The sequence below is a fragment of the Dolomitihabitans soli genome (assembly GCF_022213955.1).
Taxonomy (GTDB): domain Bacteria; phylum Actinomycetota; class Actinomycetes; order Streptosporangiales; family Streptosporangiaceae; genus Streptosporangium_A; species Streptosporangium_A soli.
In genome coordinates, this window is the sequence record NZ_JAKNTW010000041.1 from 55,825 (window position 1) to 79,852 (window position 24,028).

21 protein-coding genes are annotated in these 24,028 nt (G+C 67.3%); 10 read left to right on the forward strand and 11 right to left on the reverse strand.

Going from position 1 to position 24,028, the window contains the following annotated elements:
- Window positions 1-3: 3 nt before the first annotated feature.
- From MBA17_RS44715 to MBA17_RS44730, 4 genes are read right to left on the reverse strand one after another with little or no spacing between them, the layout of a single operon-like run.
- A complete protein-coding gene (locus MBA17_RS44715; RefSeq protein ID WP_238504623.1) occupies window positions 4-879 on the reverse strand; it encodes a potassium-transporting ATPase subunit C in 876 nt (291 codons plus the stop codon).
- Complete coding sequence (gene kdpB, locus MBA17_RS44720) at window positions 879-2,984, reverse strand: potassium-transporting ATPase subunit KdpB (RefSeq protein WP_274386914.1); 2,106 nt, start codon at window positions 2,982-2,984, stop codon at window positions 879-881. The genes MBA17_RS44715 and kdpB overlap by 1 nt, the downstream gene beginning before the upstream one ends.
- A complete protein-coding gene (gene kdpA, locus MBA17_RS44725) occupies window positions 2,984-4,630 on the reverse strand; it encodes a potassium-transporting ATPase subunit KdpA (protein ID WP_238504624.1) in 1,647 nt (548 codons plus the stop codon). Before kdpA ends, kdpB begins: the two co-directional genes overlap by 1 nt.
- A complete protein-coding gene (locus MBA17_RS44730) occupies window positions 4,630-4,719 on the reverse strand; it encodes a potassium-transporting ATPase subunit F (RefSeq protein ID WP_238504626.1) in 90 nt (29 codons plus the stop codon). Before MBA17_RS44730 ends, kdpA begins: the two co-directional genes overlap by 1 nt.
- A gap of 792 nt (window positions 4,720-5,511) precedes the next feature.
- Between MBA17_RS44730 and MBA17_RS44735 the strand changes: the two genes are divergently transcribed.
- On the forward strand, window positions 5,512-8,337 hold the full coding sequence (locus MBA17_RS44735) for an AfsR/SARP family transcriptional regulator (RefSeq protein WP_238504628.1): 2,826 nt from the start codon (window positions 5,512-5,514) through the stop codon (window positions 8,335-8,337).
- A gap of 478 nt (window positions 8,338-8,815) precedes the next feature.
- Here MBA17_RS44735 and MBA17_RS44740 read toward each other — a convergent pair whose 3' ends face one another.
- From MBA17_RS44740 to MBA17_RS44750, 3 genes are all read right to left on the reverse strand, one after another.
- Complete coding sequence (locus MBA17_RS44740; protein WP_238504630.1) at window positions 8,816-9,433, reverse strand: ABC transporter ATP-binding protein; 618 nt, start codon at window positions 9,431-9,433, stop codon at window positions 8,816-8,818.
- 182 nt (window positions 9,434-9,615) lie between these two features.
- Window positions 9,616-10,482, reverse strand: a complete 867-nt coding sequence (locus MBA17_RS44745; protein WP_238504631.1) for a hypothetical protein — start codon at window positions 10,480-10,482, stop codon at window positions 9,616-9,618.
- Window positions 10,483-10,683: 201 nt separating this feature from the next.
- Entirely contained in the window at window positions 10,684-11,700 is a 1,017-nt protein-coding gene (locus MBA17_RS44750) for a GlxA family transcriptional regulator (protein WP_238504632.1), read from the reverse strand.
- Between the two features lie 128 nt (window positions 11,701-11,828).
- Here MBA17_RS44750 and MBA17_RS44755 point away from each other — a divergent pair, with 128 nt between their 5' ends.
- From MBA17_RS44755 to MBA17_RS44765, 3 genes are read left to right on the forward strand one after another with little or no spacing between them, the layout of a single operon-like run.
- Window positions 11,829-12,713 carry an NAD(P)-dependent oxidoreductase gene (locus tag MBA17_RS44755; RefSeq protein WP_238504633.1) on the forward strand — a complete coding sequence of 295 codons (885 nt, stop codon included), beginning with the start codon at window positions 11,829-11,831 and terminating at the stop codon, window positions 12,711-12,713.
- A 38-nt stretch (window positions 12,714-12,751) separates the two neighbouring features.
- Entirely contained in the window at window positions 12,752-13,345 is a 594-nt protein-coding gene (locus tag MBA17_RS44760; RefSeq protein WP_238504634.1) for a maleylpyruvate isomerase N-terminal domain-containing protein, read from the forward strand.
- A 39-nt stretch (window positions 13,346-13,384) separates the two neighbouring features.
- Window positions 13,385-13,537, forward strand: a complete 153-nt coding sequence (locus MBA17_RS44765) for a hypothetical protein (RefSeq protein WP_238504636.1) — start codon at window positions 13,385-13,387, stop codon at window positions 13,535-13,537.
- 45 nt (window positions 13,538-13,582) lie between these two features.
- Here MBA17_RS44765 and MBA17_RS44770 read toward each other — a convergent pair whose 3' ends face one another.
- The 3 genes from MBA17_RS44770 to MBA17_RS44780 all read right to left on the reverse strand — a co-directional run bounded on the left by MBA17_RS44770 (window position 13,583) and on the right by MBA17_RS44780 (window position 16,587).
- On the reverse strand, window positions 13,583-14,650 hold the full coding sequence (locus MBA17_RS44770) for a peptidoglycan-binding protein (protein ID WP_238504638.1): 1,068 nt from the start codon (window positions 14,648-14,650) through the stop codon (window positions 13,583-13,585).
- 272 nt (window positions 14,651-14,922) lie between these two features.
- Window positions 14,923-15,858: a DUF1838 family protein gene (locus MBA17_RS44775; protein ID WP_238504641.1), complete on the reverse strand. Its 936-nt coding sequence runs from the start codon at window positions 15,856-15,858 to the stop codon at window positions 14,923-14,925.
- A gap of 183 nt (window positions 15,859-16,041) precedes the next feature.
- A complete protein-coding gene (locus MBA17_RS44780) occupies window positions 16,042-16,587 on the reverse strand; it encodes a dihydrofolate reductase family protein (RefSeq protein WP_238504642.1) in 546 nt (181 codons plus the stop codon).
- Between the two features lie 619 nt (window positions 16,588-17,206).
- Between MBA17_RS44780 and MBA17_RS44785 the strand changes: the two genes are divergently transcribed.
- Both MBA17_RS44785 and MBA17_RS50050 read left to right on the forward strand, forming a co-directional pair.
- Entirely contained in the window at window positions 17,207-18,247 is a 1,041-nt protein-coding gene (locus tag MBA17_RS44785) for a hypothetical protein (RefSeq protein ID WP_238504644.1), read from the forward strand.
- A 484-nt stretch (window positions 18,248-18,731) separates the two neighbouring features.
- Window positions 18,732-19,184 (forward strand): DUF4190 domain-containing protein, encoded by a 453-nt coding sequence (locus MBA17_RS50050; protein ID WP_274386915.1) that lies wholly within the window; start codon window positions 18,732-18,734, stop codon window positions 19,182-19,184.
- Between the two features lie 253 nt (window positions 19,185-19,437).
- Here the strand turns inward: MBA17_RS50050 and MBA17_RS44795 are convergent, their stop codons facing one another.
- On the reverse strand, window positions 19,438-19,944 hold the full coding sequence (locus MBA17_RS44795) for a phospholipase (protein ID WP_238504646.1): 507 nt from the start codon (window positions 19,942-19,944) through the stop codon (window positions 19,438-19,440).
- Window positions 19,945-20,278: 334 nt separating this feature from the next.
- Between MBA17_RS44795 and MBA17_RS44800 the strand changes: the two genes are divergently transcribed.
- From MBA17_RS44800 to MBA17_RS44815, 4 genes are all read left to right on the forward strand, one after another.
- Window positions 20,279-20,902 (forward strand): DJ-1/PfpI family protein, encoded by a 624-nt coding sequence (locus tag MBA17_RS44800; protein WP_238504647.1) that lies wholly within the window; start codon window positions 20,279-20,281, stop codon window positions 20,900-20,902.
- 313 nt (window positions 20,903-21,215) lie between these two features.
- Window positions 21,216-22,058 (forward strand): hypothetical protein, encoded by an 843-nt coding sequence (locus tag MBA17_RS44805; protein ID WP_238504649.1) that lies wholly within the window; start codon window positions 21,216-21,218, stop codon window positions 22,056-22,058.
- 99 nt (window positions 22,059-22,157) lie between these two features.
- Window positions 22,158-23,141 carry a sigma-70 family RNA polymerase sigma factor gene (locus tag MBA17_RS44810; protein ID WP_455432973.1) on the forward strand — a complete coding sequence of 328 codons (984 nt, stop codon included), beginning with the start codon at window positions 22,158-22,160 and terminating at the stop codon, window positions 23,139-23,141.
- A gap of 88 nt (window positions 23,142-23,229) precedes the next feature.
- Window positions 23,230-24,006 (forward strand): alpha/beta fold hydrolase, encoded by a 777-nt coding sequence (locus tag MBA17_RS44815; RefSeq protein WP_238504651.1) that lies wholly within the window; start codon window positions 23,230-23,232, stop codon window positions 24,004-24,006.
- Window positions 24,007-24,028 lie beyond the last annotated feature (22 nt).

Genomic DNA, 24,028 nt, shown 5'->3' on the forward strand with positions numbered 1-24,028 from the left:
GTGTTACTCCTTGTCGAGTGCCAGGTTGAGCTCGAGCACGTTGACGGCCGGCTCGCCCATGAAGCCGAGCGCTCTGCCGGTGGTGTGCTCGCCGATGAGCTGCCCGACCTTGCCGGCGTCGATGCCGCGTTCCTTGGCCACCCGCTGCGCCTGCAGCTCGGCGTAGGCCGGGGAGATGTGCGGATCGAGGCCGGAGCCGCTGGCGGTGACCGCGTCGGCGGGCACCTTGACGTCGGCGATGTTCCCGCGCACCGGCACGGTACGGCCGGCCGCGTAGTCCTCGCCGGGCTTGCCGCACTCGACCTTGACGCCCTGGTGATCGGCGACGAAGGGCTGCGAGGGGCAGGCTTGGTTCACGCTGACCGCCCTGGTGGGAGTGCCGACGGCCGGGAAGACCTTCAGCACCGCGCCCACCCCGTCGGAGGTGCAGTACGGCCGCGCGCCGCTGACGCCCTCCAACTCGCCGATCGTCTTGGAGCGGGTGCAGACCTGGGTGAGCAGCGACTGCTTGCCCTCGTCCGGGTCTCCCTCGTCGTCCTTGGCGCCGGGCACCGGCAGGACGTCCACGACGTCCTCGGGTCCGAGGTTGCTCGCGGCGGTGGACAACATGTCGTATCCGTCACCGGCCGCCGACGGGCGGCTCTGGAAGTACTTCCTGACCGGGTTGCCGTCAGCGTCGGTGAATTTCTGACCGATGATCGCGCTGCCCACGTCCTTGCCGTCCTTCTGGACGATCTGGCCGTTGGCCTTGTCGTTGAAAAGCGCCTGGGCGACACCGGTCACCATGAGCGGGTAGATCGCGCCGGTGATCAGAGTCAGGACGACGACCGCGCGGATGGCGGCGATGTGCTGGCGGAGCCAGCTCGGTATGCGTTCCATTAAGACATCCCCGGAAGGAACTGGATGAGGAGATCAATGATCTTGATCCCGATGAAGGGGGCGACGATGCCGCCCAGGCCGTAGACGTAGAGGTTGCGGCTGAGCAGCTTCGACGCGCTCGAAGGCCGGTAACGCACGCCGCGCAGGGCGAGCGGGATCAACGCGATGATCACCAGGGCGTTGAAGATGACGGCGGACAGGATCGCCGACTGCGGGCTGGCCAGGCGCATGATGTTGAGCGCGTCCAGGCCCGGGTAGACCGCCGCGAACATCGCGGGGATGATCGCGAAGTACTTGGCGATGTCGTTGGCGATGGAGAAGGTGGTCAGCGCGCCGCGGGTGATCAGGAGCTGCTTGCCGATCTCGACGATCTCGATGAGCTTGGTCGGGTTGGAGTCGAGGTCGACCATGTTGCCCGCCTCCTTGGCGGCGCTGGTCCCCGTGTTCATGGCGACGCCGACGTCCGACTGCGCGAGAGCGGGGGCGTCGTTGGTGCCGTCGCCCGTCATGGCGACCAGGCGACCGCCCTCCTGTTCCTTCCTGATCAGGGCGAGCTTGTCCTCGGGCGTGGCCTCGGCGAGGAAGTCGTCCACGCCCGCCTCGTCGGCGATCGCCTTGGCGGTCAGCGGGTTGTCGCCGGTGATCATCACGGTCCTGATGCCCATCCGGCGCATCTCGTCGAACCGCTCGCGCATGCCCGCCTTGACGACGTCCTTGAGGTGGATGACGCCCAGGACGCGGCCCTTCTCCGCCACGACCAGGGGGGTGCCGCCCGAGGCGGAGATGGCGTCCACGAGCCCGCCGACCTGGCCGGTCGGGTGTCCGCCGTTGTCGCGCACCCACTTCATGACCGCGGTCGCCGCGCCCTTGCGGACCTCGCGGCCGTCCAGGTTCACCCCGGACATGCGGGTTTGCGCGGTGAACGGCACCCACTCGGCGTGCGAGAGCGCCCCGGGCTCGCGTTCGCGCAGGCCGTACCTCTCCTTGGCGAAGACCACGATCGAGCGGCCCTCGGGCGTCTCGTCGGCGAGGCTGGACAACTGCGCCGCCTCCGCGAGTTCCTGCTCGGATACGCCCGCCGCCGGCACGAACTCGCCCGCCTGCCGGTTGCCCAGCGTGATGGTGCCGGTCTTGTCGAGCAGCAGCGTGCTCACGTCGCCCGCGGCCTCGACCGCGCGGCCCGACATGGCCAGGACGTTGCGCTGGACCAGCCGGTCCATGCCCGCGATGCCGATGGCCGACAGCAGGGCCCCGATGGTCGTCGGGATGAGGCAGACCAGCAGCGAGATCAGCACGATGCCGGAGACGCCGTCTCCGGTCAGGGCGAGGGAGTCGGGAATGCCGGGGTTCTGACTCTTGGCCCAGATGGCCAGCGGCTGCATGGTCACGGTGGCGACCAGGAAGATGATCGTGAGCGCTGCCAGCAGGATGTTGAGTGCGATCTCGTTCGGCGTCTTCTGCCGGTCCGCGCCCTCGACGAGGGCGATCATCCGATCGATGAAGCTCTCGCCGGGTTTCTGGGTGATCTGGACGGTGATCTTGTCAGAGAGCACCTTGGTGCCGCCGGTCACCGCGGAACGGTCACCGCCGGACTCGCGGATCACTGGAGCGGACTCGCCGGTGATGGCCGACTCGTCCACGCTCGCGATGCCTTCGATCACGTCACCGTCACCAGGGATGATCTCCCCGGCCTCGACGACGACGATGTCGTTCTGCCGTAGCTCGGGCGCGGGGATCAGCTCACCGGTCTGCCTGCGCGCCATGGTGTCGGTCTTGGCCTTGCGCAGCGTCGCCGCCTGAGCCTTGCCGCGCCCCTCCGCGACGGCCTCGGCCAGGTTGGCGAAGACCACGGTCAGCCAGAGCCACACGACGATGGCCCAGGCGAAGAACGAAGGGTCCAGCACCGCCAGGACGGTGGTGAAGGCCGCACCGATCTCCACGATCAACATGACCGGGTTACGCCAGAGCGTGCCGGGGTTCAGCTTCTTGAGCGCGTCGGGCAGCGACCTGAGCATCTGCTTGGGATCGAGCAGACCGCCTCCGACCCTGCCGTTCTTCTTCTGCCCCGGTGTCTGCTCCGGGGCCTCGACCAGTTGGGTCGTCATTACAGGAGTCCTTCTGCGAGCGGCCCCAGCGCGAGCGCCGGGAGGAAGGTCAGGGCGACGAGGATGATCGTCACGCCGACGACCATGCCGACGAACTGCGGCCGGTGCGTCGGCAGCGTGCCGGCGCTTTCGGGTACGGGCTTCTGCCGGGCCAGCGAGCCGGCCAGTGCGAGCACGAAGATGATCGGCAGGAACCGGCCGAGGAGCATGCACAGGCCGAGCGCGACGTCGTACCACGGGGTGTTGACGGTGACGCCACCGAAGGCGGAGCCGTTGTTGTTCGACGCGCTGGTGAAGGCGTAGAGAATCTCCGAGAAGCCGTGCGGGCCCGTGTTGAGCATGGCCGCGAGACCCGCCTCGTTGCCCATCGCCACGGACGTGCCGACCAGCACGAGGATCGGGGTGACCAGGAAGTACATCGAGGCCAGCTTGATCTCGCGGGAGCCGATCTTCTTGCCGAGGTACTCAGGTGTGCGGCCGACCATCAGGCCCGCCACGAACACGGTGATCACGGCCAGCACGAGCATGCCGTACAGACCCGCGCCGACACCGCCGGGAGCGACCTCGCCGAGCATCATGTTGAACAGCGTCATCATGCCGCCGAACGGGGTGTAGGAGTCGTGGAACGAGTTCACGGCCCCCGTGCTCGTCAGTGTCGTCGCCGCGGCGAAGGTCGCGGAGTTGGCGACGCCGAACCTGACGTCCTTGCCCTCCATGGCCGCGCCGACCGCCTGCGGGACGGTCGCGTTGCCGCCGAGTTCGAAGACGTTGGTCAGCGTGACGCTGGCCAGCGCGATGATCCCCATGACGGCGAGGATCGCGTACCCCTGCCTGACCTGGCCGACCATCTTGCCGAAGGTGCGCGGCAGCGCGAACGGGATCAGCAGGATCAGAACGATCTCGAACCAGTTCGTCCACGACGTGGCGTTCTCGAACGGATGGGCGGCGTTGGTGTTGTAGAAACCACCGCCGTTGGTGCCCAGTTCTTTGATGACCTCCTGGCTGGCCACCGGGCCGCCGGTCAGGTTCTGCGTGCCGCCGGTGAGGGCGGTGATCTCGTGCGGGCCGACGAAGTTCTGCACCAGACCACCGGCCACCAGGACCAGCGCGCCGACGAACGCGATCGGCAACAGGATCCGGATCGTGCCCCTGACCAGGTCCACCCAGAAGTTGCCGAGAGTGTCGGAGCCCTTGCGGGCGAAGCCGCGCACCAGCGTGATCGCCACGGCCATGCCGACCGCCGCCGACACGAAGTTCTGTACGGCGAGGCCGGACATCTGGACCAGGTGCCCCATGGTGGACTCACCCGAGTACGCCTGCCAGTTCGTGTTCGTCACGAAGCTGACGGCCGTGTTCCACGCGATGTGGTCGGGGACCGGGTCGAAGCCCAGGCTGAGGAAGAGCTTGTCCTGCAGGCGCTGCAGGCCGAACAGGACAAGCAGGGAGATGACCGAGAAGGCCAGCACCCCTCGCGCGTAGACCCCCCACCTCTGCTCGGCGTCCGGCTGGACGCCGAGCAGGCGGTAGAGGAAGCGCTCGACCACGTTGTGCTTGGTGGTCGTGTAGACCCTGTGCATGTAGTCGCCGAGCGGCTTGTGCACCAGGACCAGCGCGGCGACGAGGGAGGCGACGAAGATCCAGCCCATCAGAATCGCTCCGGGAACAGCAGGGCCGCGACCATGAAGATCACGAGGCCGGCGACCACGAACAGACCAGTGGCGTTGATCGCGCTCACAGGCGCTCCACCGCCTTGACAACGAGCCCGAGGATCACGAACAACGCGATCGTCAGGGCTACGAAGATGACGTCAGCCATCCCCACTCCTCAAATCCGGATGATTGCTACAGGAGTAGCAAAAACCCAGATTTGCCCGGTTTTGTCATTCCTGACGGGTTCCATACGGCCCCGCTCCGAGAATTGACACCGCCCATACGAGGCGGCAGTGCGGGTCAGGGTGGCCAGGCGCACAGTTCGTCGGCGCGCCAACTCCAGCGAGTGGGAGAAGGCGTCTCCCACCCGTCGAGCCCGTTCACGCAGGGCGTCGCTGCTGGTCTGTGGCTCGATGGATCAGCGGGACGGGGCAGGGCGCATGTCGCAGTGCCGGGCGCGGCCGTCCTGCTCGGGTCCGTGGTCCCTTCGGGCACCCCGACGATCAGCGGCGTCCAGGTCCCGGGCGGCTTGAAGGAGTTCGGCCGCCGGAGGGCCGGCACGCGCCTGGGTGAGGATCCTGTGCTGTTCCCCGTCCGCGCCGAATCCGGGGTGGACATCCCGGTCTGGGTGAGCAGGGGTGATCCGCACGTCCGGCCGAGGTGAGTGCTTTGTGAGGGAAATGCCAGCGGGCCTGCCTAGGTTCATCATCGCCCGGGAAACCTGCAAGTCACAGGTAAGCCTGCACGTCTGGACACGCACATGTGAACCAAGACGCCGTAAGTCCGCAGGAAGATGGTGTTCCATCCGTCATCGCCGCGAGTAGGCCCGGCCATCTCGTTATAATGCCGACCCCCTCAAGGAGGGAAGTACACTCCTCATGGCGCTGGAAATCAGATTCCTCGGCCCGTGGCAGGTCCTGGCCGGTGACGAACCGGTCCGGCTCGCCGGGCATCGACGAATCGGTGTGCTGGCCAGACTCGCCCTGGACACCGGGCAGGCCGTACACGCCGAGCGGATCCTCACCGACATTTGGGGAGACAGATCCGCGGCGCCCCCGGCCAAACAACTCCACATCGTGGTCTCCAAACTCCGCGAAACCCTCGGAGCCCACACCACCGAAGAGATCATCCAGACCATGCCCGGCGGCTACCGGCTCGCGCTCGAACCCGACCACATCGACGCCCATCTGTTCCTCCGCCTGGCCAAACGCGCCCGCACCGCCCAGGCGCAAGGGGGCCGCGGCGCCGCGGACGCCCTGTTCCGCACCGCCCTGAAGTTGTGGCGAGGCGAACCACTGGCCGGACTGACCGATCCCTGGGCCCGCATCGAAGCCACCCACCTGGACGAAGAACACCGCACCGTCCTGGAAGACCACGCCGACCTCCGCCTCGCCGCCGGCGACCACCACGCGGTAGCCGCCGACCTGGCCGTACACGTGCGGGCCCACCCACTACGCGAACGCCCCGCCGCCCAGCTCATGCTCGCCCTGCACCGTGCCGGCCGCCCATCCGAAGCGCTCGCCGTCTACCAGAACACCCGCCGGATCATGGTCTCCGAACTCGGCATCGAACCCGGCGCCGAACTACGCCGCCTGCACCAGGCCGTCCTGGTCAAGGACCCCGTCCTCGACCTGACCGCCCCGGCCCAGCAGGTCACGGTCAGCGAGCCGTACATTCCGGCCGAACTGCCCGCCGACACTCAGGCCTTCACCGCCCGCGCCATCGAGATCGACCGCCTGCGTACCGCACTCGGCGCTGCCGGCAGCCCAAGCCAGGGACCGCCCATCACCGTGATCGACGGACCCGCCGGCATCGGCAAATCCGCCCTGACCGTCCACGTCGCCCACGCCATGGCCGCCCGGTTCACCGACGGCGTCATCTACCTCAACCTGCACGGATCCACCCCCGGACTCGACCCGCTGACCCCGGCCCAAGCCCTGCGCCATCTGCTGCGCTCCCTCGGCCTGGACGGCGCCGCCGCCCCCGCCGACCCCGACGAGGCCGCCGGCCGCTACCGCTCCCTGACCGCGACCTGCAACCTGCTGGTCATCCTGGACAACGCCCGCGATGTCCGCCAGATCCGCCCGCTCATCCCCGCCGGCCCCGGCTGCCGGGTCCTGATCACCTGCCGGGACCCGCTGGCCACCCTGGACAACGCCCGCCGCCTCCACCTGGGCGCCCTGAACGCCGCCGACGCCGCCACGCTACTGTCCCGCCTGGCCGGACCCGACCGGGTACACGCCGAACCGCAGGCGGTCGAGCGGATCGTCCACCTGTGCGGCGGCTTCCCCCTCGCCCTGCGGATCGTCGGCGCCCGCCTGGCCGCCCGCCCCGACTGGACCCTGTCCGACCTGGAAGTACGGCTGGCCGACACCACTCGCCGCCTGGACGTGCTGGAGTACGCCGACCTGGCCGTCCGCGCCAGCATCGCGGTCAGCCATCATCATCTGCAAGATGAACCCACCGGCCGCGACGCCGCCCACCTGCTGCCCCTGCTCGGCCTGCTCGACCTGCCCACCCACACCCCCGCCGCCACCGCCGCCCTGACCAGCTGGCCCCACCATCGCGCCGAAGCCGCCCTGGAACGCCTCGAGGACGCCCGCCTCCTCGAGGCCGCCGGACCCGACCGCTACCAGTTCCACGACCTGGTCGGCCTCTATGCCCGCGAACGGGCACACCAGGACCTGCCGGAGGAGGAACGCACCGCCGCCGTACGGCGCGCGCTCCACCACTACCTGACCACCGTCTGGCTGGCCAGCCCCATGCTCGGCCGCGATGCCCTACCACGCTGCCCCGTCGAACTGCCCGACACCCCCTTCAAGGACCCGGACGAGGCGGAACGATGGATCCAGGACGAGCGGGACAACCTGCTCGCCGCCGCGCAGCAGGCGCTGGCCGGCCTCGACCCGGCGACCGCCATCGGCCTGGTCATCGGACTCCACTGGCCCTTCTGCTACCAGGGCTGGCACACCCAACTGGCCGATGTCTACGCGCACGCCATCGAGGTGGCCGATCGCATCGCGGCATGGGAGGACAAGGCCCAGCTCCGCAGCTTCCTCGGCTGGGCTTACCGAGACCAGGGCCGCCACGACGCCGCGATCGCGCAACTGAAGACAGCTCTCACCGACTGGGACCGCGCGGGCCTGCCCCGAAGGAAAGCCGGAGCCCTCAACAGCCTCGGTGTCAGCAACGCGCTCATGGGCCGTCTCGACGACGCGCTCGCCTACCTGGAGTCCGCTTACATGCTCATCGACGACGCCGAACGCCCTGTGGGATCGGTCGTGGTCCGCAACAACCGGGTGCACGTCTACTACCGTCAGGGGCGCTTCGATGAGGCGATCGCGGAAGCACGCCAGTTGGTGGAGTCGTGGCCGAAGGTGGGCCCGCGCACCGATGAAGGCACGCCACACGGTTCGCTGGGCGACGCCTACCGCCACGCCGGCCGACTGACCGAGGCGGTGGAAAGCTACACGACGGCCGTGCGACTGCTCCGCGAGTCGGGATACCGCCTGAAGGAAGCCATATCACGCTGGTGGCTCGGCACCACCCTGCACGACCTCGAACGGCACGGCGAAGCACGGGAACAGTGGGAGGAGTCCGTCCGCCTCCTGCGCGACGCCCGCCTGCTCACACCACGGGAGGCGACCGAGATCCTCGCCCAGCCCGTGCCGGAAACACCCCAGCCGATCAAGAACATGCTCTGACCCTTCATCCGGGCGGGGGGAGCAGAGGATCTCTCCTACGGCCGTACCTTGCAGCCGCGGTTCACCCCCACGGGCGTGGGGAGCACCAGGCGATGACGGGCCCGCCACCGTACGGGCCCGGTTCACCCTCACGCCCAGTGGCGTCGTTGCCACCATGCCCAATCGGCGTCGGGGGACGTAGGCGGCGCCGGTGAGGTTCGACGGAGGTAATACCGGTCGACGGGCAGGACCAGGGCATACAGATGCGGCCTGGCCCACGGAGGTAAGCAGACGAGAGCCTGTTGAAGTCGCCGGCGGGGCGCATCTCCAGTGCACTCATCGCACTCGCACCTACGGATGAGGCGATCAGCGGTTCCCAACAGGGCCGCCTCCTGCCAAGCAACCAGGGCCGCCGCCACCGCGCCCGGCCACATGCGGGTGTGTTCGAGGGCGATCACCGCGGCCATGGGTCGACGGCCAAGCCCGGGAACATGATGGATCACAGCTCTGTGAGTCCGACACGCCGATTCTCGCGTACGGACCTGGGAAGGGCGCCTACGCGGCATAGCCCTTTCTGATCGATGACATGACCAGGATGATCGCATGCCAAGAGCGAGACGTCCAAGCCCCGAGCGCCCAATGCACACCACGCCTCCGGCGGGGGCACGATCTTCGGATTGCCGACCAGAGCGAGCGCGATCGAAAGCCGCTGCTTCTGCCCGCCTGAGAGAGCCTTGTACTGCGTGTTGCGCTTCTCGGTGAGACCAAGGAGCTCCATGAGCTCGCGCCAGTCGGCGGGGTTCCGGTAAAAGGAGCTGTAGAGTTCGAGGGCTTCGGCGACCTTGATCGCGTCTGGGAAGCTGCTCTCCTGCAGTTGCACGCCGAGTCGCTCACGCACCTCCGCCCGGTCCTTGATCGGGTCGAGTCCCAGCACAGAAATCGAGCCCGAGTCGGGCGTTCGCAGGCCGGCGATGCTCTCGACGGTTGTCGTCTTGCCGGCGCCGTTGGGCCCGATGATGCCGAAGATCTCCCCCTCTTGAACGGTGAAAGAGACGTCGTCGACGGCAACGTGCTCCCCGTAGCGCTTGTGCAGATTTCGTACTTCCAACGCGGTCATACTGCGAAGTTACGGGCGCACCGCACCCCGCCACATCGACCGTAGCGTCTGAGCCTAGGTTGATTCGCGCCTCCACCGTTCGGTGGATCCACAGCACCTTGCGGAGCGCCCGAAGCCCTGTTGGTTGTCGCGCTATCTGTCACCGCGGCACGCGGCTGACCTGGGGGACGGAGGTGGAACCGTCAGCGCCTTTGTAGTCCCCGCAGAACTGGCAGGCCCGTGCCGGAGTCGAGCACGAGGCGGTTGCCGAGCGGTCGCGCGAGCGTGACGGTGATCATGGCCGTCTTGAGTATCGCCGGGCAAGGCTCGCCAGAACCGGAGTACTTCTCGTCCACGTCGACCACCACCAGTTGGTCGGTCTCGTAAGCACGCGCCCCGTGAACGGTGTCGCAGGCGCCGTAGCCATACCGGAGAAGCAACTCGCCCGGCTTGCCGGCGACGAGATCGAACGCCATCACCTCCTCGATGCCCGGCTGCACCCGCTCAGGAAGGGCCGTGACGGCCGAAGGGTCGACCGCCACATGGACCTTCTTCTGCTCGACCCCCTCGACGGTGAACTTCCAGGCAGGCACCCGGGCCGTGCCACGGCTGGTCTTCAGCGACACCTCGCCCAGCTCGGTTCCAATCACCCGCAGCGGGCGACATCCCTTGGGCGGGCACTCTTCCTCGATGAGGTCGGCCGGCTTGCTTAACTCCGCGTAAGCGCTGGCCGCCGTGACGAGTGGCACCTGCGAGACCTTGCCGTCCGGCCATCGCACATCCGCGCGGGTCAGGGAGTCCGCGGGCAGCTTGGCCGCCAGATGGTAGGCGCCGTTGTGATCGCTGAGGTTCACCCAGGCCGGAATGTCGCCCACGCGGCCCCACCCCTGCGGGTTCAGCACTTCCAACGCAACGAACCCTTCGCGCCAGGCGCGGTCGTCGGCCGAGCCCTGCCACCGCGTCACCACCTCCCGGGCACGACCCTCGAACCCGCCGGGCGAGACCTGATGCGACGAACCGCAGGAGGACAGAAGCAGCACCAGGGACAGGCACGCGATCGTCCTTCGCACGAGACCTCCTCTGCCCCTGAGATCGGCCGGCGCCCCTCCGTCGCTCAGCTCGACAGCGACCACGCTAGCCCTTCGGGTGCCGACAAACCGGGCGTATCGCTGAACAAACAATTGCACCGCGATCACCAGCAGCACCCGTCCGGCGATCAGAAGGTTATGCGGTCTGGGGGCGTTCTCAGCCTGGCGATCAAGCGCCGGGGGTCACGTCGAGGAGGATGGCGGCTCAGGCGTCGCATGAGGGAAGGCCCGCCGGTAGTCGGTCGGCGATACCCCGATCTGCTTGAGGAAGTGGTGGCGAAGGTTGTTGGCCGTGCCGAGGCCGGTCAGCTCTCCGATCTTCTCGACCGGGAGATCTGTCGATTCCAGCAGATTCTGGGCCCGTGCCAGGCGATGGTTGAGGAGCCACTGAAGGGGAGTCGTCCCGGAGGCCGCCCGAAGCCGCCGGTAGAGCGTACGCGGGCTCATCGCGGCCCGCTGCGCCAGGTCCTCCACCGTCAGCGGTCGGTCCAGGTTGGCCCGGGCCCAGTCCAGTACGGGGCCCAGCCCCTCGTCGTCGGTGTCGGGCACGGACAGGTCGATGAACTGCGCCTGCCCGCCGCCCCGGTGCGCGGGCACCACCATCCGGCGGGCCAGCTGGTTGGCGACGTGCGCGCCGAGGTCACGACGCACCAGATGCAGGCACAGGTCGAGGCCGGCGGTCAGCCCGGCGCTGGTGAGGATGTCGCCGTCGTCTACGTACAGCACCGAGTCGTCGACGTGCACCTTCGGGTAGCGCTCCGCGAGTTGAGCGGTGTGCATCCAATGCGCTGTGGCGCGGCGTCCGTCGAGCAGCCCTGCCTCGGCGAGCGCGAAGGCGCCTGTGCACAGGGAGACCATGCGGGCGCCCGCGTCGTAAGCGCGACGCAGGGCCGTGATCAGCTCCTGCGGCAACGGCCTGCCCTCCTCGACGCAGGAGTCGGGCACCGAGGGCACGATCACGGTGTCCGCGTCGGCGAGGTCGTCGAGCCCGTAGCGGGTACGCAGAGCGAGCCCGGTGTCGGCCGTCGCACCGTTCCGCGCTCCCGCTCCGGTTCCACACAGCCGCAGGTCGTACCAGGGATCGGCCAGATCAGGCTGCGGCTTTCCGAAGACGGTGCAGGGGATGCTCAACTCGTACAGGTCCCAGGAGGGGACCTCTATCTCCTCGGTCACGACCACGGCGACGGAACCAACGCTCATGCTCAGAAGGATATGGCAGCAATTTGGCGATAGCCGTCATCAGTGTCACTGTTTCGGCCCACTGCGCGCTGCGAGCCTGGTTCGTACCTAATCAACCGCCGTGTGCGGATGTACGCAGGAGTTGTGACATGAATTCTGATCTGCAGGCCGTAACCGTTGTCGGGTTGGGTTCGATGGGCTCGGCGCTGGCCGCCGCGTTGCTGGACAGGGGCCACCCGACCACCGTGTGGAACCGCTCGGCTGGCAAGGCCCAGGCGCTGGTCGAAAGGGGTGCCCGCCTGGCCGCGACGCCCGAGGAGTCGATCGCGGCGAGCCCGCTCATCATTGCCTGCGTACTCGACTACGAGGCGCTGCACACCGTGCTCGACCCCGTCGTCGGCGCCCTCGCGGGCAAGGCCCTGGTCAACCTCACGTCCGGCTCACCGGAGCAGGCTCATGAGGCCGCCGCGTGGGCCCAAACGCACGGCGCCGACTACCTCGACGGTGCGATCATGACCACCCCGCCCGGCGTCGGGAGCCCCGAGATGATGTTCCTGTACAGCGGTTCCGACGCGGTCTTCGACGTCCACCGCCCGACCTTGGCCGCCCTGGGCGACCCCCTGCACCTGGGCGCCGACCCTGGCCTGGCCTCTCTTTACGATGCCGCCCTGCTCGGCCTGATGTGGGCCACCATGACCGGCTGGCTGCACGGCATCGCGCTGGTCGGCGCGGAGAAGATACCGGCCACGGCCATCACCCCCATCGCGATCCGCTGGCTGACCGCCGTGAACGGGTTCCTGACCAGGTACGCGGCCCAGGTGGACGCCGGCCGTTACCCGGGCGACGACGCCACCGTCGACGTACAGATCGCGGCGATCGACCATCTCATCCACGCCGCGGCGGACCGGGGCGTCGACAACGCCCTGCCCGAGGTCTTGAAGGCGGCCATGAAACGGGCCAAGGCCGCAGGCCACGGCTCCGACAGCTACGCGAGTCTGATCGAGGTCCTGAAGAACCCGGGGGACGAGAAGTGAGCACGACGCTGACTGCCGCTCATCGCACGTCGGATCCGATGCCTCCGGCCACCGCCGTGCCGTGGACGGACCTGCTGTCGACCGCGACCGAAGAGTGCCTGGATGCCCTGCTCGACGTGGCCGACCAGGACTGGTCACTCGCCGCTCGTGACCTTGACTGGACCTGCCGCCACACTCTCGACCATCTCGCCCTCGGACTGATCGGCTACGCCGGCCTGCTCATCGCCCGGCCCCGCGACCGCTACATCACCCTCTTCGCCTCGCTCGACCCCCAGGCCCCTGTTCCCACCTGCCTGGAGGGTGTCCGTATCGCCGCTTCCCTCCTCACTTCCACCGTCCGGGACGCGGCCGCCGACGCACGCGCCTGGCACCCCTGGGGCCACTCCGACGCCACCGGATTCGCCGCCATGGGAATCACCGAACTGGCCGTCCACACCTACGACATCACCCGCGCTTTCGGCCGCTCCTGGGTCCCACCCGACGACATCGGCTCCGCCGTCCTCGACCGGCTCTTTCCTGATGCTCCGTCAGGGCACGGACCGTCCGACACCTTGTTGTGGTGTACGGGCCGCATCCCACTTCCCGAGTTGCCCCGGCGCGCGACCTGGCAGTGGGCTGGAGCCGTACGCTGACCCGCCCGCGACCTGGCACCGGGATGCCGTCACTCGCGGGTGAGACAGCGGTCGTGCGCGGTGCTCGGCGGGGAGGGAATCGTGCTGCCGACCTTCACGGAGCTGCGTGACCTCGCCGAACGGCTCGGCCGGACCGACTACGACAAGGCCTACGGCCGCGGCAGGAAGCCATCGACGGAGCTGCGCCTATAGGGACGCCATCCAAGGCCGATCAAGGTGAACAACTCCTTGGCCTGGCTACGATATGGCCTGACCAGTGGGTGTACGGCAGGACCAGTGGCGAAAGTCCTTGGTACGGCGCCAGATCTTGTGGGCCGTCTGGATGTTCCACTCAGGGTTGAGAGCCGTCGCCGGTTCAGCGCGGAGAGACTTGAGTTCCAGGTCGGAAAACTGGAAAAGCCCCCACCTCCGCGTGCCGAGGCGATCCGACATGATCCACAACGGATCGAGGAGGGACAGGCATCGAGCCAATTCGGTCGCTCGATCCGGATCCTCGGAGAAGACCTTGCGCAACCGCCGTTCAGTCTGCGCGGAGGTCCATCGTGAAGGCGAGATCTGCTTTCCATCGAGCAGGGCGCGTTTGGTCCGGTGATCGGCCATTCCTGTCGAGGGGAGCCCCATGAGGGTTTGGAAGATCATGACCCGCTGCTTGGTGAACGGTCCGAACCATGCGTCGTCCGGCAGGTCGAGGCCTTGCCTGTGCAGCTGCCGCTGCAGTTCCTGGGCGCAGACCCCATAGGTGCCGACCATCATCGGGTCGGGACACCGGTCCGATAACAGCATGTGTTCATCGGCCGCATCGGTACGGACTCCGCTCACCGCGCCGTCTGCGACGGCCAGCACGAGCAGCCCGGCCACGACGGCAAGCCAACGCCGACCGCGCCTGGCTCTCCCCGCAACGCGACGCTCCTGTTCCACCGTCTCGGGCAGGGACGGGGGAAGCCGGTCCGATTCGCGCGGGTGCCCTGTCGCCGTCGGGTCGGCCGATTCGTCGTCCGGATCATCTCCGGCGGCGGCCGCCGCGATCCGGCGGCGAGCCGCGACCCAGGCGGTCACCTGATCCGGTGTGCACCCGCACGCCCGTGTGAACGCAACGATGAGTTCCACCCGGGGCACCCCCTGCTGGTGCGGGTTGAGCATCCCCCAGCTGGTGCTGATCGGCAGGACGTCACCGGCGACGCGCGCTCGGCGTTCAAGCTCCCGGAACGACAATCCGGACCATGCTTTGAGCCGCCGCAGCTGGATACTGAGCTCTTCGGCGGTCGCGGCATCCGCAGGGTGGGGAAAGGAGCCCTCACTCGCCATCAAGCACTCTCCCTACCGTGTCGGAAGGCCTGTGACCTGCGCAGATGTCGGCGTGAACAATTGTGGACGTTCGTGAACAGCCAGCCTCGCCGATTGTGCGGGATTGATCAATGATAATTCCGACGCCGAAATCGTGCGCCGCACCGCCTTGTCGGCGTCCGACGGCAGGGCTTGGTGCAGCCCGCAAGGGACCGGGCTGGGAGGGTTATCCGTACTGCCGTTCCGGCACGTACGGCGTGGAGCACCGCGTCCCACGTCCATAATCGTGGCCGTCAGGCCCGCCCATTGGCGGCGCACCAGTCGGCCCACGTGGTGGCGCCCTTGCCCAATTGCTTGTTGTAAAACGAAGTCCAGGAGTTCTCGCTTGGGCCGGGCGCGCTGGAAGCGGATTTGAAGAGCGGGTAGGCCGCGTCGACCTCCGCGCGCAGCCACGGCTCGATGTCAACGTAGGACTGCACCGACCAGCTGCGGGCGTGGTAGGTGAGCTGCCCGCGGACGCTGCTCTCCGGCAGGCACATGAACGGCGCCCACGGACTCGTCCGGGACCAGCTGACCTTGGTTTCCATCGCGCCCTTGGGCACCGTGCCCGGAATCGTGCGGGCCGCGACCTCACGGGAGCCGACGTAGAAGTCGAACATCTCCTGGGCCGCGTAGACACCGTTCACCAGGCCGAACGACTCGCCCAACGTGGTGGTGAAGTCCGCGCGCACCGGGATGTCACTGCTCCACACGGTCTCGTCGTGTATCTGCCGCAGGGGCGGGCCGGCGTAGGAGGAGGTGACGTTGAACGGGCCGAAGTTCACCGCGTCGTTGTTGATGGGGACTACGGGATAGGTCTTGAGATCGATCGGGTTCTGCCACTCCCGCAGGATCCTCGTGGGGTCGGCGGGGTCGGTGTAGAAGACGATCTCGCGGGAGAGCTGGTAGAGCTGCGTGGTCCCGGGCACCCGGTATAACCGCCGGATGTTGTAGCCCTCGATGTTGAACAGTTTCCGGCCATGACGCAGCTGCGGATCGTAAGCGTTGCCCTCGATGTTGGCGTAGACGGCTCCCGAGATACGGAAGACCATGTCCCGCCCATCCGGACGTCCGCTGACCTGCAGCGACAGTTGCCCGCTCTTGTCGGTGACCGTCCGGTAGACCGGCCCAGGAGAGGTCGGGCCGTCCGCCTCCTCGCCCGCTGCGGCGCCGGGAACGGCGACGCTCATGAACAGCGCGGTGAGGGCTGCGGACCAGGTTAAACCACGACGCTTGGACAAGAGTGCTCCTGCGGTACTGAGGGGGCGACCGAGACCACGCTGATCATTTCAGCGGATGAGCCTGCGAGTGGAGTTCCGCGAACGCGACGCCCGGCCGGCCCTCTCCCTTACGGGCCTGAGCCCAGGCATCTGTCAGCCGGCGTCCGGAACGTAGGTCAGATTGAGCACGCCGGTCTGGAATGTCTCCGACTTGACCAGCTTCAGCGGGTGGGTCGGGGTGTCCTCGAACAGCCGCTCGCCATGGCCGACGGCGATCGGGTGGACGAGCAGGTTCAGCTCGTCGAGCAGTCCGTTGGCGAGAAGCCAGCGCACGGTCTTCGCGGAGCCGGACATCTGGATGTCGCCGTCGATCCGCTTCTTGAGTTCGCGCAGTTCGGCCTCGACGTCACCGGAGATGACGGTGGTGTTGTTCCAGTCCGCCTTCTCCAGGGTGTTCGACACGACGTACTTGGCGGCGTTGTTGATGAAACCGGCGAAGTCCTGGTCGGCGTCCGTCGTCGTCCAGTACGCCGACCACTCCTCGTACAGCTTGCGGCCCATCAGGAACGCCGCCGCATTCTGCACGCCCCCCTCGACCGCGGCGCCCATCTCGTCGTTGAAGTACGGGAAGTGCCACTGGTCCGGCGACTCGACCACACCGTCCAGCGAGATGAAGAAGTTCGAAACGATTCTGCCCATTGCCTTGCTCCATTGTCGTTTTGGCTATGAGAGTGATCCACAATCCCGAAGTGGACACGTTACTGACGATCTCGCGCGAAGGGAACGAGTCCTCGACTCCGGCTCTTGAACAACCACGTTGACCTGACCGCGGTGCTCCCAGCAGATCAGATCCCAATGGGTCGCCGCAATCGACGTCATCGCCACTGCTCGGCCACACACCCACTCGACGTACGGCGAAACGGACGATCGGCTCTCGACCTTCAAGCCCATCCGCGTCGTTCTCCCTCGTTCCGTTGGCTCCAACTGCCGATATACACGAGATGATCTACCGCGTCCAGTGACATCGGCACCCCGACGGCGCCGACCGTGACGGCAGGGCAGGAATCCTGCACTACTGACCTCACCTCATCCCACAACAGGTTGGGCGCAGCCCTCGTCGTCCCTTGATAACTGGAGCGCTCCAACTCCGGGATGGTCGCGATACCCGTAGTCGGCTGAGGTGGAAACCCGGCCGCCCGCGCTCGACCTACTCCGGCAGGTGAATTTCTTGGAAATTGCCACGAGTTCAAGGAAAGGTGGCCAGCTATTCCGCGCCGCCTAGGCTGATCACCAACTGCGTTATTCTGAGAGGAATGTCATGAATGTGAACCGGCTGGGCAGTCTGGCTGCCGGCACCCTGCTACTGCTGGCCTCGGGCACGGTGGTGTCGGGCGCCGCGTCCGCCTCGGCCTCCACAAGCACCGCGTGCGCCTGGACGCGATCCGCTTTACCCGTGCCGACGGGCACCTTGCGATCCGAGGTCACCGCGACGAACCACCAGGGCGGTTTCTCGGGGCGCGCCGTACTCGCCGACGGCTTCTGGCACGGGGTTTCTTGGCGGAATGGGCAGCTCATCGACTACGGCACCAAGATCGGCAACGAGCCGATAGTAGGTCTGCCGGATGAGACCCGGGCGAGCACCGTGCTGGCCTGGACCGCCATCGCCGCCCCGCCCTACTTCGGGCCCAGCTACGTGATCCTCATCAAGAATGGCCAGACGGAGACACTCGCCCGCCCGGCCAACAATGGATTCATCCGGCCATTCGCCATCAACGAGAAAGGCGATGTCACCGGCCGGAACATGGTAAAGGTCGACAACCAGTACGTGCACCGCCTGCTGCGCTGGCCGGCGGATCAGCCCGGTCAGGTGATCGAGACCGTCCTGCCCGACAAGTACCAGCCCGAGGACGCGGACGAGGACGGCACGGTGCTGCTGAGCAGCCCGAACGGCCCGGCGCTGTGGCGGAACGGCGTGATCACCCCGCTGGCCAAGATCTCGGGGGCGGCCGGCATGTTCGCCACCGACATCTCCAACGGGCGCGTGGTCGGCTCGGTCAGCTACACCTCGCCTTACCGCAGCTACGGAATACTGTGGGACACCGACGGAGTGCCGCGCGTGCTGCCCAACAGCTCCGACACCCAGGCCATCAACCCTGACGGCCTGATCACCGGCACCACGGATGAGGCCACCGGCGGCGGTGAGGGCATCTGGCGTCTCGGCCAGTTCGTCCACGCCGTCCCGAAGTCGCCCACGCACAGCATATGGCTCACGGTCGCCTCGGACGACGGCTCGGTGGCCGGTTACACATACAACGTGAACGACGGCACGGGCGAGTCGTTCGTCCTGCGCTGCGTCTAACCGGGGCAGCGCACGTACGGCACGGGCGGCACCTCGGTGGTGGGGCGCGGCAGAGCCCCCGCGCCCCACCGTCCCGTGGGTGTCGCCGCCTGCGGCAGCGGCATGGTTGAGAGCACACCCCAAGATCGTCACTATTCCGAAATCCACAGGCTCGGCGACGAAGAGCGTTACCTGGCTCGTGAACTTCAAGAAACACGGGCCTACGGTGTCCATTCAAGAACAACCGGAGGTGGGTTTCGATGCTCCCAGCCTCGACCACTCGAACCAGACCAGGGAGTTGCCGCCTTATACCGGGCTGTGTTCCTACGCCTGCCAAAAGGTGCGAGCTTCGACCACCGGCCCCGAACTCTTCGAGGTCCATCCGGAAGTGCGGAATCGTTACTCCCGCCCCGTAAACCCGCCGTGTATTCTGGCTGTCCCATCTCAGGGCGAAGGCGGGTAACTCGCTGCACGAGGGGCGCCCAGGTTTCGACATGGAGATCTCATGGGCTTCCCCTCAGATGACGAGAACAACCGGCCCGGGCCCTACCCGGCTGGAACCGGACCGCACCCCCAGCCCGGCCCGCCGGGTCCGTATGGGCAACCGCCGTACTATGGGCCGCCCGGCCATCAGCAGCCGATCCACTATGTCGGCGCCCCGGGCGTAACGCCCACGTCTGGACTCGCCGTCGCCAGCATGATTTTCGGCCTGGTCGGCTTGTTCGGCGGATGGTGCATGCTCGGCATCCCCTGCTTCATCGCCGTCGTCCTCGGTCACATGGCCACAAGGAAGACCAAACGCGGCGCCAGGTCCGGCCACGGCATGGCGGTGGCCGGGCTCATGCTCGGCTACATCATCATCATCCCCGCCGTCGCCATCTCGCTCATCTTCCTTCTCTATCCGGCGCAGGCCGCCAGCGTCATCAATTCGATTTTTTCGATATTTGACGGCTCCTAGCGACCGCGAGGCCACCCGCTTAACGCGTCCGCGATGAACCGGCGCCTCGGCTTCGTCGACCAGGTCGGCGAAGACCTTCAGGCGAGTTCGAGATCAGACGGGCCCCAGGGTCGCCGTTGCTTCACGTCCGAAGGGGCGACCCAGCCGCCGAGAAGGTGGGCAGCACCGGGCCGGGCGAATGCCCGGCCCGGTGGAAGTCAGCGAGCGGAGGGACCTGCACACGCGGGGGCGGGGTGGGTCACCTCTCGGCGTTCTAGGCTGCTTGTTCGGTGTCCTGGCGGATTCGCTCGATCTCCGCGTCGGTCACGTTGAGGGAGCCGAACTCCTTGACTGCCTGATAGTAAGTCCAGGCGATACCGTTACAGGTGTTCCTGGGGACGCTGGAGTATCCGGCGCACACCTGCTTCATGTCGAAGTAGAACGAGTCGTCGATGCGCGACTTGTTCGCCGGGAAGCGGCTCACCGCCTTGTAGTTGCGGTAGCCGAAGTCGTGACGCCGGCACGACATTCTGAAGTCGAAGCCGAGGGGCTGGTCCGGACTGCTCGAACAGAGGTCGGTCGACCAGTTGAAGGCGTAGTCCCCCCAGCCTGCCTGGTTCTGCCAGGCAGAGACCCAGCTGGCGGCGCTGGCTTGCGTAGGCTGGGAGAATCCGGAGAGTGCACTGAGTTTTTGCTCCAGCGTCACCGCGTGGGCGGGTAGCGCTAATCCGAGTAGGGTGGCGAGGGAGAGGGCGGTGGTTACGAGGGCTCGTTTGAGCATGGGGCACTGCCTTCGTCTGGGGATACCTCTCACGGCATGCGTTCTGCCGTCGCCTAACAATGAGACGAAATATCCCGATCCGCCGGAACGGATAGCAGTCAAGATCGACAAAGTTTCCGTGGACAATTGATATTTACAACCATTGCGGGATCCGGTAAAGACGCGCCCCGAACTCAGACCACGCGGGCAGACACCCGAGCGGTGATCATCAAACCGTGCCGACGGCCCGCCGTCACTGAGAGATATCGGCATGCGCGGGAAACCCCTCGTGCGACGATGCGCGTCGCCATGGCTACCATGAGTGAAAAGTTCGGCATTCGGGTGAGGAGCCTCTGTGCGCATCGTCATACCGCTGTTCGATCGATTCACCGCTCTTGACGCGGTCGGGCCGTACGAAGTGCTCAAATTCCTGCCGGGTGCCGAGATACTTTTCGTGGCCGCACGGTCCGGACCGGTGCGGGATGTTCCCAAGTGGCTGGCCGTTACCGCCGATGCGACATTCGCCGAAACGGACGCCTGCGATGTGCTGCTGGTTCCTGGAGGACCGGGCGCCCGGGGGCTCTTGGAGAACGAGGAGCTTCTCACCTGGATTCGCCGGATGCACCAGGGGAGCACCTGGACGACCTCTGTCTGCACGGGATCGCTCCTGCTCGCCGCCGCCGGCCTGCTGGAGGGACTCACCGCGACGACGCATTGGGCTGCGGTCGACGTTCTGGAGTCGTTCGGGGCCACCTACACGCCCGAGAGGGTCGTTTCACAAGGAAAGATCGTTACCGCCGCCGGCGTCTCTTCCGGCATCGACATGGCCCTCACGCTGGCAGCACGCATAGCGGATCAGACCACGGCTGAAGCAATCCAATTGGCTATCGAATACGATCCTCAACCTCCATTCGACGCGGGTTCCCCCATCAAGGCGCCCCAGGCCGCCAAGGACCTTCTCGTCAAAGGAATCCGTTGAGCGCGGAATCGTCGTAGCGGCCGACGCTCAGGGCGCTGCCTGGTGAACGACGAGAGACCTGGCCGAGCAGGTGAGACCTTGGTGCAATGAGGAGCAGATCCTCCCCCTGGCGCCTACTCTTAGTGAGCAGGCGTGCGACTTGCGTGTTCGCCGGGTCGAGGGAGAGCTGTATATGGCGCGAAGATCGCGTTCGGCTGGAAGGCAGCCTCAGCGGACGTCCGACCAGCCGCAACCGGTCCGTTCCGCATGGCGTACGCGGTTTGTGGGGGCGCGCGGTTCGAAGCGGTCGTGGTGGAAGGGGCCGTTGGTGTGGGTGGGCACGCTCGTCACCGCGGTCGTCACGGCGGTCGTCGCCGCTCTCGCGACGAACGTCAGCCAGAAGGTGTCGGGTGTCGATCGGCCGCCACCCCGGCAGGGGCCGCCGATCAACGTTCAACATGTTGCCGCGGCTCCGACGGGAGGCGATTCCTCCTTCGTGTTTCCGCAGCCTGTCGCCTTGAGCCGGGCCCAGTTGAGGGCCTTTCAGCCGGACGGCGGCCCCGAGAACAACTGGGCCGGCAAGGATTGGAACTATCCGTGGGCCTGGCGGCACGGGGGCGCCTCGATCAACTCCGTCACGATCAAATTGGAGCTGCGCGGCAACCGCGCCGAGCCGATCCGCATCCAGGGGATGGAGCTCGTGAAGCGCTGCACGAAGCCGCACACCGGGACGTTGTTCGAGTCGCCGCCGTCCGGGGAGAATGTGCCGATCTTCATGGGTTTCGATCTGGACGAGTTCCACTCGACGGCCCAGCTGCTGGATGATCAGGGAGAGGTGGCCGGCCCCTACTTCTCCCGTAAAACGATCACATTGACCGACGGCGAGAAGCAGCAGCTCCAGATCACCGCCCGCACGAAACGGCAGGCCTGCGACTTCCATCTGGATGTGCAAGTGCTCGACGGCACGACGATCGTCCATCAGAAGATCGACAACAATGGTCAGCCGTTCCGGGTGAGCGCGTCCGCCGGGCCCCTCTCCGGCTATCAGCGCTTGTACGTGGGAGGTGTCATCAGCCACGACATCGGCTGTGCGGGCTGGGTCGAGGTGAGCCCGCCGAGCGACTTCGACAAGCTGCGCGCCAGGTTCATGGCGGGCAAGCCGAACAGTGGGTGCTGAACGAGTCCTGCCCTGAAGGCCGTCGCCGTTCAGACGCGGTCCGCAGGGGCGCACCGGCATCGGTGGTCCGCCCACACCGGGGTCGGTACTGTCGCCCGCGTGGGTGGATTCGGGCTGAACAAGGTCGTGGACGCGTCCGAGGTGCGGACGGAGCAGTACCGGGCCGAGCTGATCGGATACTGCTACCGGATGCTGGGTTCGCCGTTCGAGGCGGAGGACGCCGTGCAGGAGACCATGGTCCGGGCCTGGAGAAGGTTCGACGAGGACCGGGGGCCGCTGCGGCCGTGGTTGTACCGCATCGCGACCAATGTCTGCCTGGACATGCTGCGGAGCGCTCAGCGACGCGCCCGTGCGATGGATTTCGGCCCGTGGCTGCACACCGGCCCCGACCTCGGCGAGCCGCTTCCGGAGGGCGCCTGGGTGCAGCCGGTCCCGGACAGCCGGGTCGTACCCGCCGACGGGGATCCGGCGGAGGTCACCGCGCAGCGCGAGACGATCCGCCTGGCGTTCGTCGCCGCGCTCCAGCATCTGCCGCCCCGGCAACGGGCGGTGCTGATCTTGCGCGACGTGCTGTGCTGGAAGGCGGACGAGGTCGCCCGGCTGCTGGACAGCACGGTCGCGTCGATCACCAGCGCGCTGCAACGCGCCCGGACGACGCTCCGGACGATCCCGATCGCCCCGGCCGAGCCGTTCCAGCCGATGGACGAGGCGCAGCGGCGGCTCCTTGCCCGTTACTGCGACGCCTTCGAGCGCTACGACATCGAGGCCATGGTGTCGCTGCTGCATGAGGACGCCACGACGTCCATGCCGCCGTTCCGGTGGTGGCTGCGCGGCCGCGCCGAGATCCGCCGAACACTGCTCGCCGCCGGCCGGCCCTGCGCGGGCGCTCGCCTGACGCCGACCGTGGCCAATGGTTCGCCGGCGTTCGCGCAGTATCTGCCGACCGGGCCGGACGGCCGGCACGAGGCGTTCGCGCTCGTCCTCGTCACGCTCTCGGACGGCCTGATCACCGAGCTGACGACCTATCTGGACGCCGACCGCCTGTTCCCGATGTTCGACCTGCCTTCCGTGCTCCCGTCCTGAATCCGCCGACCGACCGATGAGTTTCCGGCTGCCGCTCCGTATTACCCGGTGTACACCCACACACCCGAACGAAGAGGACGGCGGCACGATGGCTGACCACGTAAACGTGAACGGCGTACGCATGTGGTTCGACGAGCAGGGCGACGGGGACCCGCTGGTGCTGCTGCACGGCGGCCTCACCGACAGCAGGGACTTCGCCGGGAATCTCGCCACGCCGGCGAGCCGGTTCCGGCTCCTGCTGCCCGACCGCCGGGGGCACGGCCACACCGCCGACGTGGCGGGTCCGATCACGGTCGGGGTGATGGCGCAGGACACCATCGCGTTCCTGGAGAAGGTCGCCGACGGACCGGTACGGCTGGCGGGTTACAGCGCCGGCGCGGTCGTGGCGTTGTGGGTGGCCGTACGCCGCCCCGACCTGGTCGAAAGGCTCGTGCTGATCAGTGGAGGCTTCCATCCGGATGGCATGATCCTGCGGCCCGACGCCGACGGTACGCCACCGGAGCCCTTGGTCGCGGCCTACGCCGAGGTGTCGCCCGACGGTGCGGACCATTTCCCCGTCGTGCTCGCCAAGATCGCCCGGTCGGTGAACGAGGAACCCGGGCTGACGCCGGCCGACCTGGCCGCCGTCACCTGCCCGGCGCTGGTCATGGCCGCCGACGACGACATCGTGACGTTGGAGCACACGCTGGCGTTGTACCGGGGCCTGCCCGACGCCCAGCTGGCCATCGTCCCCGGCACGTCCCACCTGCTCCTCCACGAGAAGCCGGAGCTGTGCACCCGGCTGGTCACCGACTTCCTGGCCGATCCCCCCGCGCCCACCTGGATGCCGATCCGCCGCGCCGCCGCGCAGGACGCCTCCGGCTGACCCGCGTCGAGATTCGTTCCCA

Coding starts and splice junctions, on each gene's coding strand:
- MBA17_RS44735 (WP_238504628.1), top strand. CDS start 5,512: ATGGCGCTGGAAATCAGATTCCTCGGCCCGTGGCAGGTCCTGGCCGGT.
- MBA17_RS50050 (WP_274386915.1), top strand. CDS start 18,732: ATGGGCTTCCCCTCAGATGACGAGAACAACCGGCCCGGGCCCTACCCG.
- kdpA (WP_238504624.1), bottom strand. CDS start 4,630: ATGGGCTGGATCTTCGTCGCCTCCCTCGTCGCCGCGCTGGTCCTGGTG.
- MBA17_RS44780 (WP_238504642.1), bottom strand. CDS start 16,587: ATGGGCAGAATCGTTTCGAACTTCTTCATCTCGCTGGACGGTGTGGTC.
- MBA17_RS44760 (WP_238504634.1), top strand. CDS start 12,752: ATGCCTCCGGCCACCGCCGTGCCGTGGACGGACCTGCTGTCGACCGCG.
- MBA17_RS44815 (WP_238504651.1), top strand. CDS start 23,230: ATGGCTGACCACGTAAACGTGAACGGCGTACGCATGTGGTTCGACGAG.
- MBA17_RS44795 (WP_238504646.1), bottom strand. CDS start 19,944: ATGCTCAAACGAGCCCTCGTAACCACCGCCCTCTCCCTCGCCACCCTA.
- MBA17_RS44715 (WP_238504623.1), bottom strand. CDS start 879: ATGGAACGCATACCGAGCTGGCTCCGCCAGCACATCGCCGCCATCCGC.
- MBA17_RS44775 (WP_238504641.1), bottom strand. CDS start 15,858: ATGAGCGTCGCCGTTCCCGGCGCCGCAGCGGGCGAGGAGGCGGACGGC.
- MBA17_RS44755 (WP_238504633.1), top strand. CDS start 11,829: ATGAATTCTGATCTGCAGGCCGTAACCGTTGTCGGGTTGGGTTCGATG.
- MBA17_RS44785 (WP_238504644.1), top strand. CDS start 17,207: ATGAATGTGAACCGGCTGGGCAGTCTGGCTGCCGGCACCCTGCTACTG.
- MBA17_RS44740 (WP_238504630.1), bottom strand. CDS start 9,433: ATGACCGCGTTGGAAGTACGAAATCTGCACAAGCGCTACGGGGAGCAC.
- MBA17_RS44750 (WP_238504632.1), bottom strand. CDS start 11,700: ATGAGCGTTGGTTCCGTCGCCGTGGTCGTGACCGAGGAGATAGAGGTC.
- kdpB (WP_274386914.1), bottom strand. CDS start 2,984: ATGACGACCCAACTGGTCGAGGCCCCGGAGCAGACACCGGGGCAGAAG.
- MBA17_RS44770 (WP_238504638.1), bottom strand. CDS start 14,650: ATGGCGAGTGAGGGCTCCTTTCCCCACCCTGCGGATGCCGCGACCGCC.